Origin of the sequence: Streptomyces sp. NPDC086766, assembly GCF_044746005.1 — a bacterium.
In the GTDB taxonomy this organism is placed as follows: domain Bacteria; phylum Actinomycetota; class Actinomycetes; order Streptomycetales; family Streptomycetaceae; genus Streptomyces.
The window spans coordinates 177982-192035 of the sequence record NZ_JBIVBI010000005.1; the positions used below are offsets into that span (position 1 = coordinate 177982).

The following is a 14054-nucleotide window of genomic DNA, read 5'->3' on the forward strand; positions in this document are numbered from 1 at the left end:
CAGGGTTCCGCCGACCCGCCGGCCGCCTCGTCGCGCTGACGATGCCGAGGAGGCGCCGTGCCCGCCGAGTCCGGCACCGCACACCCCCCGGCACGGCGGGCCCGACGGCGCCCTCCGCCGCCGAGCAGGCTGCCCGCGCCGCTCACGCCGCCGCGACGGCGGGGGGTACGTCAGGGGGACCTGACCGGCACAGCCCGGGCACGCCCCACCGGCACAGCCGGGCCACGCCCGCCCGGGGACCTGACCGGCGCGACCCGGTGCACGTCACCGGGTCGCGTCCGGCACAGCCCTGCCGGTGGCTACTCCGCCAGGGTCTCCGCCAGCACCCGCGCCGCCCGTTCCGTGTCGGCGAAACCGACGTACAGCGGGGTGAAGCCGAAGCGGAGCACGTCCGGGTGGCGGAAGTCGCCGACCACCCCGCGCGCGATGAGCCGCTCCATCACGTCCCCGGCGTCCGGGCAGCGCAGCGCGACCTGGCTGCCCCGCTCGGCGTGGGCGTACGGCGTCACCGACTCCACGCGCCCGGCCGGGACGTATGCGGCGACGCACTCCAGGAAGAAGTCCGTCAGCGCGAGGGACTTCGCCCGGACCGCCTCGATCCGCACCCCGTCCCAGACCTCCAGCGCCGCCTCCAGGGCGAGCAGGGAGAGGATGTCCGGGGTGCCGACCCGGCCGCGCGTCGCGCCCGCCGACGGTTCGTACTCCGGCCGCATCCCGAACGGCTCGGCGTGCGAGTTCCAGCCGGGCAGCGGCGAGTCGAAGCGGTCCTGGAGGTCCCGGCGCACATAGAGGAACGCGGGTGAACCGGGGCCGCCGTTCAGGTACTTGTACGTGCAGCCCACCGCCAGGGCGACCCCGTGCCCGTCCAGCCCCACCGGCAGGGCGCCCGCGCTGTGGCACAGGTCCCAGACGGCGTACGCGCCCGCCGCGTGCACCGCGGCGGTGAGCGAGGGCAGGTCGTACAGCCGACCGGTGCGGTAGTCGACGTGGTTCAGCAGAACCGCGGCCGTACGCCCGGACAGGGCGCCGGGCACCTGCGCCGGGTCCACCGGCCGCAGCGTGCAGCCCGTCATCCGGGCCGCCGACCGGGCGATGTACCCGTCCGTGGGGAAGGTCGTGGCGTCGACGAGGATCTCGTCGCGCCCGTCGCCGCCCGCCTCCCGGGCCATCCGGACCGCCGCCACGACCGCCTTGAACACGTTGACGCTGGTCGAGTCGCCCACGACGATCTGCCCCGGTGCCGCTCCGACCAGCGGGGCGATCCGGTCGCCGATCCGCTCGGGCGCCGTCCACCAGCCGCTCTCCTCCCAGGAGCGGATGCGCAGTTCGCCCCACTGGCGGCGGACGACGTCCGCGACCCGGTCCGGCACGACGGCCGGCAGCACGCCCAGCGAGTTCCCGTCGAGGTAGACGCCCGCGGTGTCAGCCGCATGATCGGACACGGGGTCGAGGACGAACCGGTCGCGCAGCGCGGCCAGTTCGTCCGCGGCGTCCAGCTTCCCCGCGCGAACGACGAGGTCAGACATGGGACCTCGCCGTCCACAGCTCGGGGAACACGTTCTTCTGCGCCCGCTTCTCCAGCCAGGCGACCCCCGCGGAGCCGCCGGTGCCGGGCTTGGCGCCCATCGCGCGGCGGGTGGCGACGAGGTGGTCGTTGCGCCAGCGCCACACCAGTTCGGCGACGTCGGTCAGCGCCTCGCCGAGACGGGCGACTTCGTCGGTGGCATCACCGGCGTAGATGGCGGTCCAGACGGCCTCCACCTGCTCCGACGGCGTGTAGCGCTGCGCGACGTCGCGGCGCAGCACCTCGTCCGGGACGGCGTGCCCCCGCCGGGCGAGCAGCCGCAGCACCTCGTCGTACAGGGAGGGCTCGTGCAGCGCCTTCTCCAGCTCGGCGTGGACACGCGGGGCGCCGCGGTGCGGGACGAGCATCGACGCGGACTTCTCGCCGAGCAGGAACTCCATCCGCCGGTACATCGCCGACTGGAAGCCGGAGCCCTCGCCGAGAGCGCCGCGGTAGGAGTTGAACTGGGCCGGGGTGAGCTGGCCGAGCGGCTTCCAGGAGGCGTTCAGCGCGTCCAGTTCTCGTACGGAGCGCTTCAGCGCGTCGATCGCCACCGGCACCCGGTCTTCGCGCAGGGCGCGCGCGGCGGTCTCCCACTCGTGCACGATGACGGTGAACCACAGCTCCATGACCTGGGTCGTCACCAGGAAGACCATCTCTCCCGGGTCGTCGGAGAGGGTGTGCTGGAGGTGGGTGAGCACGTCCGCCTTGACGTAGTCCTCGTACGGCGTCGTGCCCGCGAAGTCGAGGTGCGGGGTCTCGGGCTCCTGGGTCGCCACGGAACGATGAGCCTGTTGGGACATCGCTGTCTCCTGTTGTTGCTCCGGGTAGCGGTCCGCCCCTGCCGATGCCGGCACGGGGGCCCCGGTCCCCACCCGCATCTTCCGCATCACCCACCCGGACCGCAAGGTCGGCCCCGAAACGCGGGGGCCCGCCCGGCCGTGCGGGCGGGCCCCGGGTGCGCTCCGGTCGGCCCAGGGGCCCGGGCGTCAGCCCAGGGTCTGGGCGGCCGTCGGCGAGGAGTCCTTCAGGAACTGCGAGCAGCGCTCGTACTCCTCCTGCTCACCGATCGCCTGCGCGGCGCGGGCCAGGGCGTGCAGGGCGCGCAGGAAGCCGCGGTTCGGCTCGTGCTCCCAGGGGACCGGCCCGTGCCCCTTCCAGCCGCTGCGGCGCAGCGCGTCCAGGCCCCGGTGGTAGCCGGTCCGGGCGTACGCGTACGACTCCACGGCCGCGCCCCGCTCGAAGGCGTCGTCGGCCAGCTGCGCCCAGGCCAGCGAGGACGCCGGGTGCTGGGCGGCGACCTCGGCGGGGGCCGTGCCCCGGGCGAGGAGCTCGCGGGGCTCCGGGTCGTCGGGCAGGTGGGTGGGAGGCGGACCGCCCAGGAGGTTCTCGTGAATGCTCATGGGTTCAGTCTGCGGCATCCGCCCGGCGCCGGGCCGGGCGATGCCTCACCCGTGGTGCCCGTCCTCCAGCGGCGGGGCCGTCACGCAGCCGTGGGTGCGGCACTCGGGATGACGGCAGCCCGGGGCCGGCCGGCGCACCGTCGCGCAGGCCAGCACCGCCCCGGCCACCAGCACCCCCGCCAGCACCGGCATGGCCCGGCGGAACGCGGCGTCGAAGGCGGTCGCCGAGCGGTAGGCCTCCGGGCCCATCCCGCTGACCAGTGGCAACGCGGCCACCGCGACCAACCCGGCCGCGCGCGCGGCGGCGTTGTTGATGCCGCTCGCCAGCCCGGCCCGGGCGGTGGCCACGGAGGCGAGGACGGTGGCGGTCAGCGGGGCGACGAGGGTGACCATGCCGGCGCCCATGACCAGCAGGGCGGGCAGCACGTCGGTGAGGTAGTCCGCGCCCTCGCCGACCCGCAGCATCAGCAGCATCGCGGCGGCACACAACAGAGGGCCGGCCGTGAGGGGGATGCGGGGCCCGATGCGGTCCGCGAGGGCGCCCGAACGAGCCGAGAACAGCAGCATGAGGACGGTCGTCGGCAGCAGGGCGGTGCCCGCCTGGAGCGCCGACCAGCCGACCACGACCTGGAGCTGGAGGGCGGTGAGGAAGAAGAAGCCGCCGAAGGCCGCGTACACGCACAGGGTGACCAGGTTGACCGCGGTGAACTGGCGGGAGGCGAAGATGTCGAGCGGCATCATCGCCGCCGTGGCGCGGTGCTTCTCGACGTACACGAAGGCGACGCCCGCGGCGACTCCGGCGGCCGCGGTCGGCGCCACGGCGGCGGACCCGTGCCCCGCCTCGATCAGCGCGTACGTCACCAGCGCGAGGGAGAGGGCGCCGAGGGCCGCGCCGAGCACGTCGAAGCGGCCGTGGGCGCCGGGGTCCGCCGACTCGGGCACGTGCCGCACCGCGACGGGGGCGCAGACCAGGGCGAGCGGCACGTTGAGCAGGAAGACCCAGCGCCAGCCGGGGCCGTCCACCAGCCAGCCGCCGACGAACGGGCCGACCGCCGCGCCGATGCCGCCGAACCCCGACCACAGGCCGACGGCCCGGGCCCGGTCGTCGGGGTGGAAGGAGGCCTGGATGAGGGCGAGCGAGCCGGGGGTGAGCAGGGCGCCGCCGATGCCCTGCAGGGCGCGGGCGGCGACCAGGACGCCGGCGTTCGGGGCGAGGCCGCACAGCAGGGAGGCGGCGGCGAACCACAGGACGCCGAGCACGAAGATCCTGCGGCGGCCGTAGCGGTCGCCGAGGGAGCCGCCGAGGAGGATCAGGCCGGCCAGCGTGAGCATGTACGCGTTGACGGTCCACTGGAGGGCGGCGAGGCTCGCGTCCAGGTCCCGGCCGATGTGGGGAAGGGCGACGTTGACGACCGTCGAGTCCAGCAGGGCCATGCTGGAGCCGAGCACGGTGGTGAGGAGGATCCAGCGCCCGGTGGGGGTGGAGATCCTGACGGCGGGGGCGTGCTGCGCGGTGACAGCCATGCGGGGATCATCCCGCGCCCGCTCCCGCACTGCCAGACGGACGGCCACCGAGGTGCCGAAACGGGCACGGCCGACAGCGGACGGGAACGGCCCCGGCAGCGGGGTACGGCCCGGCAGCGGACGGGAACGGCCCCGGCACCGTGGGCGCCGGGGCCGTCACCGGCCGTGCGGGAGAACCGGTTACTTGATCTTCGTGCCCGTGGAGCGCAGGTTGCCGCAGGCCTGGACGACGCGCTGCGACATCGACGCCTCGGCGAGCTTGCCCCAGGTGCGCGGGTCGTAGGTCTTCTTGTTGCCGACCTCGCCGTCGACCTTCAGGACGCCGTCGTAGTTCCTGAACATGTGGTCGGCGACCGGGCGGGTGAAGGCGTACTGGGTGTCCGTGTCGATGTTCATCTTCACGACGCCGTTCTCCAGGGCGGTGCGGATCTCCTCCTCCGTGGAGCCGGAACCGCCGTGGAAGACGAAGTCGAAGGGCTGGCTGCCGGACGGCCGGCCGTACTTCGCCGCGACACCCTCGTTGAGGTCCTTGAGCAGGTCGGGGCGGAGCACGACGTTGCCCGGCTTGTACACACCGTGCACGTTGCCGAAGGAGGCGGCCAGCAGGTAGCGGCCCTTCTCGCCCAGGCCGAGGGCCTCGGCGGTGCGGACCGCGTCCTCGACCGTGGTGTACAGCGAGTCGTTGATCTCGTGGGAGACGCCGTCCTCCTCGCCACCGGTCGGGGTGATCTCGACCTCGAGGATGATCCTGGCGGCGCGGGCCTGCTCCAGCAACTCCTGGGCGATGGCGAGGTTGTCCGCGAGGGTCTCCGCCGAGCCGTCCCACATGTGCGACTGGAACAGCGGGTTCAGGCCGGCCTCGACACGCTTCTGGGAGAGCGCGAGCAGCGGACGCACGTACCCGTCGAGCTTGTCCTTCGGGCAGTGGTCGGTGTGCAGCGCGATGTTGACCGGGTACTTCTCGGCGACGATGTGCGCGAACTCGGCCAGGGCCACCGCGCCGGTGACCATGTCCTTGCTGTACTGGCCGCCCAGGAACTCGGCGCCACCCGTCGAGATCTGGACGATGCCGTCGCTCTCCGCCTCGGCGAAACCGCGCAGGGCCGCGTGCAGGGTCTGGGAAGACGTCACGTTGATGGCCGGGTAGGCGAACTTGCCTGCCTTCGCCCGGTCGAGCATCTCGTTGTAGACCTCGGGGGTTGCGATGGGCATGGTCCGCTCCTTGTATGTGCGGGTGGCGTTCTGCGTACTGAAGGCCCTGACCTAGGGGGTGACGTCGTCGTCGGCCCCATCTTTGCAGACGGAGCCGGATCCTTCGGACACCCTGTCCAGCCTGTGGATAACCCGGTGGCTCAGTCCAGATCCAGGTCGTCCTTCGAGTACGCGAACACGTAGGGGACACCGGCCTTTTCGGCGATCGCCTCGGCCGCGCCGGTCGCCCGGTCCACGATCGTGGCGACCGCGACGACCTCCGCGCCGGCCTCCCGCAGCGCCTCCACCGCGGTGAGCACCGACCCGCCCGTGGTGGAGGTGTCCTCGACGGCCAGCACCCGGCGGCCGGCCACCTCGGCGCCCTCGATCCGGCGCTGCAGCCCGTGCGCCTTGCCCGCCTTGCGCACGACGAAGGCGTCCAGGGTGCGGCCGCGGGCGGCGGAGGCGTGCAGCATCGCGGTGGCCACCGGGTCCGCGCCCAGGGTGAGGCCGCCGACCGCGTCGAAGTCCAGGTCGGCGGTCAGGTCGAGCATGACCTGGCCGACCAGCGGGGCGGCCACGCCGTCGAGCGTGATGCGGCGCAGGTCGATGTAGTAGTCGGCTTCCTTGCCCGACGACAGGGTCACCTTGCCGTGCACCACGGCCTTGTCCTTGATCTCCTGCAGCAGCTCGCCGCGTACGTCACTCATGGCAGCCAGCTTAAGGGCGGCGCCAGGCCCAGGTGGTCGTGGCCTCCAGCGGCTCCAGGGGCGTGACCAGGCGCGGGAGCGTGTTGAGGCCGTTGGGCGGGCCGGTCTGCGGCTCCACGCACACGGCCGCGTCCTGCTCGTCGTAGACGACGACCCACTCCTCGGGGCTGGTCACCCTCAGCTCCAGCCGACCCGGCCAGGTGAGCGTGACGTCGACGCCGCCGGGCATCCCGAAGCAGTCGTCCCAGGGTCCGGGGGCGGGGTCGGTGCGCCGCCCGGTGGGCAGGTGGTCCGCGCCGCGCTCCTCCTGCCAGGCGGCGCTGAAGTCGAGCCGCACGCCCTCGCCGCCGAGGGTGCGGTTGAACCACGGGTGCCAGCCGATCTGCGCCGGGAACGAGGAGTCGTACGTCTCCACGGACATGGTCAGCGTCAGGGCCTCCCCGCTCAGGGCGACCACCTGGGTGACGCGGCCGGCGTAGGGCCAGGGGTCGACGAGGTCGTACGTGAGGACCGCCTCGCTCCGTGTGGTGCGGGCGGTGGTCCACGCGCCGTCGCGGGCCGTGCCGTGGATGGCGTGCGGCGGGGAGTTCAGCGGCATCTGGTGGACGGCGGCACCGTCCCGGAACCGGCCGTCGCGGATGCGCCCGCACCAGGGGACCATCGGGAAGCAACCGAACCGCTCCCCCTGGCGCAGCAGTTCGAGCCCACCGACCCGGAGCCCCCCGATCCGTCCCCCGTCGCCCGGCCGCACGGTCACTTCCGCGTCACCCGCGGTCAGCGTGATGTCTTCGTTACTCACGCGACGAGGCTACTGGGCCGATCAAGAGCGCGGTGCGCGTCCCGGCCACCGGCGGTGACGGCGGGGGTGAGGTGGCGGCGGTGGTGCGGTGGGGAGGGGGGCGGAGGTGGGGTGGGGGGTCAGCGGCGGCGTCTGAGAGCTCGCCCCAGGACGATCGCCGAGGCCACGACCAGGGCCGCCGCGGGGGCCGCCCAGCGCAGGGCGGGGCTGGAGGAGACGGTGAGAGGGGCCGGGACGGGGGCATAACGGCCGCGCGGCGGGGCGTGGTCGACCTCCTCCGCGCTGCGTCCGATCATCGTTCGCCGGGCGTGCGCCGCCTCGGCGGGCGGCTCGGCGGCCGGCGCTGCCGCCGCTTCCGGTGCCGCTTCCTCCGCGGCTTCTCCCCCGGCCTCTCCGGCTTCCGCTTCCCCTGTCTTCCCTGCTTCTCCTTCTTCCTCGCCCTCGTCCGCCGACGGGGCGAGGGAGGGCGGAGGCGCCTCGGTGTCGAACGCGGAGGCGGGCTCGGGCTCGGCGGGCAGGTCTTCCGTGCCTCCGGCGGACGCACTCTCCGTGCCGGCGCCAGGGCCGGAGGCGGCGGTACCGGAGTCGGTGCCGGTGCCGGTGTCGTTGCCGGTGGCCAGGTGCTCCGCGAAACGGTTCAGCAGCCGGACCGCCGCCGAGCGCACCGCATCCTCGGGCAGTTCCTCGACCCGGCCGTCCGCGGAGGCGGTGCCCTCGAAGACGAGCACGCAGCCGCCCTCGGCGTCCCGCACCCGGAGCGTGAGCGCGAGCTTGACCGAGCCGGTGCCCCGGGACTCGGTGGCGTCCCCCTCGACGGCGTACGACCCGTCGTCGCGGGCGGAGACCCGCAGGGTGCCCCGGTAGGTGATGGAATGGCCGCCGATCCGCACCTTCAGGCGCCCGGCGACGGGCTCGGCACCCGCTTCCCGCTGGAGCCCGGGCACCGCGCGCGCCACCTGTGCGGGGTCGGCGAGCGCCGCCCGCAGCCGCCGGGCCGGGACCGGAACGAACACCTCGTGCTCCATGTCAGCCGAGGGTACCCAGTTTGACGGCCGGGGATACGTCCTCGTAACCGTCTCGTTCTCCTGCGGGCGGGTCCTCAGTCCGCGTATCGCGGGTGGACCAGCGTGGACGGCGGCAGATGGCGTACACGTGTGCGGGCCGCCGCGCGGAAGTCCGCCGCGAGCCCGGCCGGGGTGAGCGTCCGCGGGCGTGGGGCGCCCGGGTCCAGCCGCAGGGCGGGAGTCGTCCGGGCCGCCAGCACGAACCCCCAGTCGCCGGGCGGCCGGGAGGCTCCGGCCGTACGGTCGGGCCCGACGGCGAACCCGGCGACCCGGCCGCCGACGCGGTACGGGGTGGTACGCAGGCCGGCCGCCCGGATCGTCGCCTCCACCGTCCAGAAGACCCGCGGGCGGGAGGAGACCGGACCGGCGTGCACCACCAGCCGCCCGTCGGCGGCCATGGCCCGCCGGGCCAGGCCGTAGAACTCCTGCGCGTACAGCTTCGTGCTCGCGGTGATGCCCGGGTCGGGCAGGTCCGCGATGACCACGTCGTACCCGGCGGGCGGCGCCCCGCGCAGCCAGCCGAAGACGTCGGCCGTGGTGACGTGCACGCGCCGGTCGCGGTACGCGTGCCCGTTCAGCCGGGCGAGGGACGGGTCGCTGCGGGCCAGGTGGACGACGGCCGGGTCGAGTTCGACGATGTCCACCCGGTCGACGCCGGGATGCCGGAGCACCTCGCGCGCGGCGAGGCCGTCGCCGCCGCCGAGGATCAGCACACGCGCGTGCGGTCCGGTCATCACCGGGTGCACGAGCGCCTCGTGGTAGCGGAGCTCGTCGCGGCCGCCGACCCGCAGCCGCCCGTCGAGATAGAGGTTCAAGGGCCGGCCCCGGGTGCCCCCGGCGAGGACCACCTCCTGCACGCCCGTCCGCAGCGCCACCCGGACGTCCGTGCCGTACACCGCCTGCCGCGCCGCCCGTTCGAAGTCGCCGACCAGGACGGCGGCCGAGGCGAGCAGGCCGAGCACCGCGAGGTTGGCGGCCAGCAGCAGCCGGCGCCCGCGCGGGCTCAGATCCCGGCGGAACAGGCCGAGGACGAGAGCGCCGCCCGCCACCACGTTGACCGCGCCGGTGAGGAGCGCGCCGGTCAACTGGCCCAGCATCGGCAGCAGCAGGAAGGGAAAAGCGAGGCCGCCGACGAGCGCGCCGACGTAGTCCGCGGCGAACAGGTCGGCGACCGCGCCGCCCGCGTCCTGACGCCGGATCCGCTGGATCAGCTCCATCAGCAGCGGCACCTCGGCGCCGATCAGCAGGCCTATGGCGAGCGAGAAGGCGACCAGCAGGCAGCGCGGCCCGTTCACCCACAGCCCGCCCCAGGCGCCGGTCCAGGCGAAGACGGCGTACAGCGCCATGGCGCTGCATCCGCCGACGAGGGCGAGTGCCGCCTCGATCACCCCGAAGCCGATGGCGGCGTGGTGCCGCAGACGTTTCGCGGCGAGCGAGCCGATGCCCATCGCGAACACCATGACGGACAGCACGACGGACGCCTGGGTGACAGAGTCGCCCATCAAGTAGGAGGCCAGAGCGACCAGTTCGAGCTCGTACACCAAACCGCAGGCCGCACAGACGAAGACGCCCGCGAGCACGAGGAACCGGCCGGTGCCCGGACGGACGGGCAGTCTCACGGGGCCGCCCCAGGGTGGTGCGGTGCCGGGCGGGGCCGGGGCGTGCGGTTCGATCACGACTGCGACGTTACGTCACGGCCATGGGGCGCTTCGTCACCCACACGTGTGGAAAAAGAGGTGGATGGGGCACGGAAGTTTGAATGGTTCAGCCGGTCCCGGCCAGCGCCGATCGGCGCGCCCCCACCTTCGTCCGCGTCGCCACCAACTGACCGTCCTGCGGATAGGCGTGCCAGGTGCGCCAGTGCACCTGGCCGTCGTGCCGCTGCGCCAGCAGCGCGGTGAACGCGTGCGGGCTGCCGGGGAAGACACCGGCGAGGCCCTGGGGATGGTCGGAGACGAGGGCGAGCAGTTCCTGGGCACGGCCGGCGAACGAACCGGGCGACAGCACTTCCACGCGAGCCGCGAACTCGTACTCCCAGTCGCCGATCCGTTTGGCGACACCCAGCGGAAGGGGCGTACTCGAGCCCGGCAGGCACGCCACGGTCTCCGAACAAAGGCCCCGGGCCTCCTCCAGGATCACCTGGTGGGACGCGCCGAGAAGTCTCAACTGCATTTTCGCACCAGCGAGTTCAAGATCCAGCGTGGCCAGGGCAGGGAGCGGTTCGCGCCCCAGGGCCCAGGCGAGGTCGGCCGCGCGCGTGTCGGTGTAAGAGGTGTTCAGGGTCGTGAGCATGGATCGGCTCCGCTTGCACGCAAGAAAAGGGAGGTGTGGGGCCGACGTACCCCTGTCGGCACAGGGGGACGGCCCGGTCAGCCCAGTTCGGGAGGGGGGTGCGGGACGTCCGAGGGGCTGCGTCGGTGAAGTAGAGGGAATCATGAACGGCGGTTTCGCCACAGCGTTTTTACCCAACTTCGGGGGCTTTCCATCCCCTAGAGGGCTCCACAGCTCAACTGTTCAACCAGGGAGGGCGCCGGGCCCGCGGGCACACACCGGGCCACACACCGGGGCGCCCGCCGGGAGAGGTTTCCCGCCGGGCGCCCGTCGGTACACGGCTCCCCCGTCAGCGGGGCCGGCTGCCCCGCGAGCGGTGCGCTCGCCCGTGTCAGCTGCCTCCGCCGCATCCGCCGCCCCCGCAGGACGAACCGCCGCCGCAGGAGGACCCTCCGCCGCAGGAGGAGTTGCCACCGCAGGAGTGACTGCTGCCGCAGGAGTGGCCGTGGTGCCCGCCGGAGTGGTGGCCCCCGGACGACGACGAGCCGCTGTCCCCCGAAGCGGCCCACCAGCCGACGGCGCCCGCGTCACTGCTGCTCCCGCTGCCGCTCCCCCGGCTCCCGCTGTACGACCCCGCGCGCACCCCGTTCCGCCGCGCGTTCCGCCGCATGTCCCGGCTGCGCCCGTTCCGGCGCAGGCCGGACACCAGCACCGCCGCGAACAGCACTGCCATCACCGTCAGGATGATGCCGATGACCATGGCGTCACCCTCCTTCCGATTCCCCGTGATGTCCCCCGAAGCGGCCCCCGTGGACGCCTCGCTCGTTGCGTGCCCGGGGGATGCCCGGCCGCCACACCGGCCAAAGCACACTTGAGGAACTTCAGAGGGTCCCGCAAGAGGAAACCCCGTGGCCTGCACAGAAGTTCAGGTCCGGGGCGGTCGGGGTCCCACCGGGCCGCCTGTGGGCCGTGATGTTCCTCAAAGAGGCGCTGGAACACCGAGTCGATGACGCGGTGGGCGCGCTCAGCAGTGAAGATCAGCCGGGCGGACACCTTCGGCCCCTCGGGCACGTCCCACGGCAACGTGATCTCTGCGGGTTCACCGTACGCGCGGGTGTCAGGCGGAGACGACGCTCTGCGGCCCCGAGAGCGTGACACGGCTGCCGCGCCACTCCGTCGACGGGCGGACCCTGTCGGCTCGCAAGCGCTTGCGAAGCCGTGATCTTCTGTCTCTTCCCGGCTGCCGGGGCCTGGCTCTAGTGTTTCGTCGCCGCCGTGTGGATGAGCATGACGCCGTCCGTTCACCTTGGGGGAGGAGCACGGCGGCCAACCATTCACTTGTGGGGGCACATTGAACATGCGTATGCGCCGCAGACTCGCGGCGCTCACCGGCGCCACAGCGCTCGCGGCGGGCCTCGTCGCCGCACTTCCGGGGCCGGCGGCGGCCGTCTCCAGCAGCTGGCCCGCCACCGACGGGCAGCTGCTGTACACGGCCGGCGGCAGCTCGATGAACTACATCAACCCAGACGGGTCGCGGTTGTCCCAGTTCTATCCGACCGGAAACCAGGGCGCCTGGTCCGCCGACGGCAGCCAGATCGTCTTCGTGAACCCGTACGACGACCACATCGCCACGGCGTTGTCCGACGGGTCGCAGAGCATCGACATGGCCATGCCGTCGGGCAGTGGCTGGCATCCGCACGATCCGACGTTCTGGTACGGCGGCGGCGATGTCGTCTTCACGGCCGGTGGTCGGCTGCGGCTGACCGCGGCCGACGGCACCCGCACGCCCAAGGCCCTGTTCGGCACCGACGTCGACGGCTGCGACTCGCAGCCGAGCGGAGCGGTGAACGGCATGCTCGCCTTCGTGCGGACGGGAACGACTTGCGCCACCGCCGGCACCCCGGCCGTCTGGGTCTACAACGGCCGTTCCGGCGCATTCACCGAGGTGGCCGATGACGCGAGCGAGCCGAGCATCTCCCCCGACGGCCAGTCGGTGGCCTTCACCCGGTCGGTCGACGGTCACAAGCAGCTCTTCACGGTCAAGACCGACGGCACCGGGCTGACCCAGCTCACCACGGACGCGACCGACCACAACCGTCCGGCCTGGTCGCCGCAGGGCGACCGGATCGCGTACGACATCTACGTCTCCGGCAACCCGGACGTCCCCCAGGGCCCGCAGGTCTGGATCCACGACCTCGGCACGGGCACGGACACGCAGGTGCCCCAGGCCCAGGGCACGAACGTGGCCTGGCAGCCGCTCCGTGACAACGCGATCTCCCGTGTCTGGGGCTCGGACTCGTACGACACGAACATCGCCGCGTCCAAGTGGACCTGGAACACGGTCGGTACGAGCACGCCCGGCCTGAAGAACGCGGGCGCGGCCGTGCTCATCAGCAAGTCCGACTCGGCGTACGCCACCACCGCGACATCGCTGGCCGGCAAGAAGCACGGGCCGGTGCTGATGACGTCCGGCACGGGCCTGGACTCCTCGGTGCAGACGGAGCTCAAGCGCATGCTGCCGAAGGGCAAGACCGTCTACCTGATCGGCGGCAGCACGATCCTCAGCAGCACGGTGGCGTCCAAGGTGACCTCGCTCGGATACGTGGCCAAGCGGCTGTCCGGCACCTCGCGCTACTCCACCTCGGTGGCCGTGGCCAACACCGTCACCAGCACGCCGAAGTACATCTTCGTGGCAACCGGCACCGACTACCACAACGCCCTCGCGGCGAGCTCCGCCGCCGGTTCCATGGGTAGTTCCGGAACCGCGACCGTCGTCCTGACCGACGGCACGACCATGACTGCGTCGGTTTATGGATACCTCGACAAGTACAGCCCGAGCACGACGAAGATCATCACGGTGGGGACCGACGCCGAGTCGGCGCTGACCAGGGCGTACAAGGCCGGCAAGATGCCCAAGTGGCCCAGCTCGTACCACTACTACCGGGTCGCCGGCTCCACGCCACAGTCGAACGCCATGCAGCTCGCTGACCTGTGGTGGTCGCTGCCGTCGAACGCCGCGGTGGCCTCCGTGGGGAGCTGGCGAGGCGGTGTCTCCGCGTCGTCGGCGATGACCACGTACGGTCCGTTGCTGTGGACCGACACCACCTCGCTGTCGTACGACACCAAGCGGTACCTGATGCGGATGTCGTCGAGCATGTACCACGTGGCCGTCTTCGGCGGCACCGGATCGGTCGACGCGTCGGTCATTCCGAAGATCGGTGCGGCCATCGGCGTGGGCACCCACTACGTCTACACGCCGTACTACAAGGGTGTGGCTCCGCAGACGACGTCCACCCAGACGCTGTCCGGCGGCACCACCGGGTCCGCTCCGAGTCCGGACCTCGCACCGCTGCGGGTGACGACCACGAGGTAGATCCCTCCTTACGGGACCAGGAACTCCGACGTCGAGAAGGTCACCGAGGGCTCGGCCACCACAACGGCGCTACTGGGGAGTGGGGTGCGGCACCCCGCTACCCAGTAGCGCCGACGTGCTCTCCAGGGAAGGCGGCCGAAGAACGGCCGCCCGAA

The 14054-nt window shown here is 72.8% G+C and carries 12 protein-coding genes; 1 reads left to right on the forward strand and 11 read right to left on the reverse strand.

Annotated elements, in window-relative coordinates:
• Nucleotides 1-299: 299 nt before the first annotated feature.
• The 11 genes from kynU to ACIPM1_RS11530 all read right to left on the reverse strand — a co-directional run bounded on the left by kynU (nt 300) and on the right by ACIPM1_RS11530 (nt 11286).
• Complete coding sequence (gene kynU, locus ACIPM1_RS11480) at nt 300-1526, reverse strand: kynureninase (RefSeq protein WP_402432244.1); 1227 nt, start codon at nt 1524-1526, stop codon at nt 300-302.
• Entirely contained in the window at nt 1519-2367 is an 849-nt protein-coding gene (locus tag ACIPM1_RS11485) for a tryptophan 2,3-dioxygenase family protein (RefSeq protein WP_402432247.1), read from the reverse strand. The genes kynU and ACIPM1_RS11485 overlap by 8 nt, the downstream gene beginning before the upstream one ends.
• A gap of 186 nt (nt 2368-2553) precedes the next feature.
• Nucleotides 2554-2967 (reverse strand): DUF3151 domain-containing protein, encoded by a 414-nt coding sequence (locus tag ACIPM1_RS11490; protein WP_356184711.1) that lies wholly within the window; start codon nt 2965-2967, stop codon nt 2554-2556.
• Nucleotides 2968-3012: 45 nt separating this feature from the next.
• Nucleotides 3013-4491, reverse strand: a complete 1479-nt coding sequence (locus tag ACIPM1_RS11495; RefSeq protein ID WP_402432250.1) for an MFS transporter — start codon at nt 4489-4491, stop codon at nt 3013-3015.
• A 180-nt stretch (nt 4492-4671) separates the two neighbouring features.
• The gene (gene fbaA / locus ACIPM1_RS11500; protein WP_356184717.1) at nt 4672-5703 is read right to left on the reverse strand and encodes a class II fructose-bisphosphate aldolase; all 1032 of its coding nucleotides are present in this window, start codon (nt 5701-5703) and stop codon (nt 4672-4674) included.
• Nucleotides 5704-5843: 140 nt separating this feature from the next.
• On the reverse strand, nt 5844-6392 hold the full coding sequence (gene pyrE, locus ACIPM1_RS11505; RefSeq protein WP_356184719.1) for an orotate phosphoribosyltransferase: 549 nt from the start codon (nt 6390-6392) through the stop codon (nt 5844-5846).
• A gap of 10 nt (nt 6393-6402) precedes the next feature.
• Nucleotides 6403-7191 (reverse strand): aldose 1-epimerase, encoded by a 789-nt coding sequence (locus ACIPM1_RS11510; protein WP_402432255.1) that lies wholly within the window; start codon nt 7189-7191, stop codon nt 6403-6405.
• Nucleotides 7192-7310: 119 nt separating this feature from the next.
• A complete protein-coding gene (locus tag ACIPM1_RS11515) occupies nt 7311-8216 on the reverse strand; it encodes an SRPBCC family protein (RefSeq protein ID WP_402432258.1) in 906 nt (301 codons plus the stop codon).
• A 74-nt stretch (nt 8217-8290) separates the two neighbouring features.
• On the reverse strand, nt 8291-9931 hold the full coding sequence (locus tag ACIPM1_RS11520; protein ID WP_402432261.1) for a polyamine aminopropyltransferase: 1641 nt from the start codon (nt 9929-9931) through the stop codon (nt 8291-8293).
• 88 nt (nt 9932-10019) lie between these two features.
• The gene (locus ACIPM1_RS11525) at nt 10020-10547 is read right to left on the reverse strand and encodes a DUF2617 family protein (RefSeq protein WP_402432264.1); all 528 of its coding nucleotides are present in this window, start codon (nt 10545-10547) and stop codon (nt 10020-10022) included.
• A gap of 370 nt (nt 10548-10917) precedes the next feature.
• The gene (locus ACIPM1_RS11530) at nt 10918-11286 is read right to left on the reverse strand and encodes a hypothetical protein (protein ID WP_402432267.1); all 369 of its coding nucleotides are present in this window, start codon (nt 11284-11286) and stop codon (nt 10918-10920) included.
• A 603-nt stretch (nt 11287-11889) separates the two neighbouring features.
• On the opposite strand from ACIPM1_RS11530, the gene ACIPM1_RS11535 reads away from it, so the two are divergent.
• On the forward strand, nt 11890-13899 hold the full coding sequence (locus ACIPM1_RS11535; protein WP_402432270.1) for a cell wall-binding repeat-containing protein: 2010 nt from the start codon (nt 11890-11892) through the stop codon (nt 13897-13899).
• Nucleotides 13900-14054 lie beyond the last annotated feature (155 nt).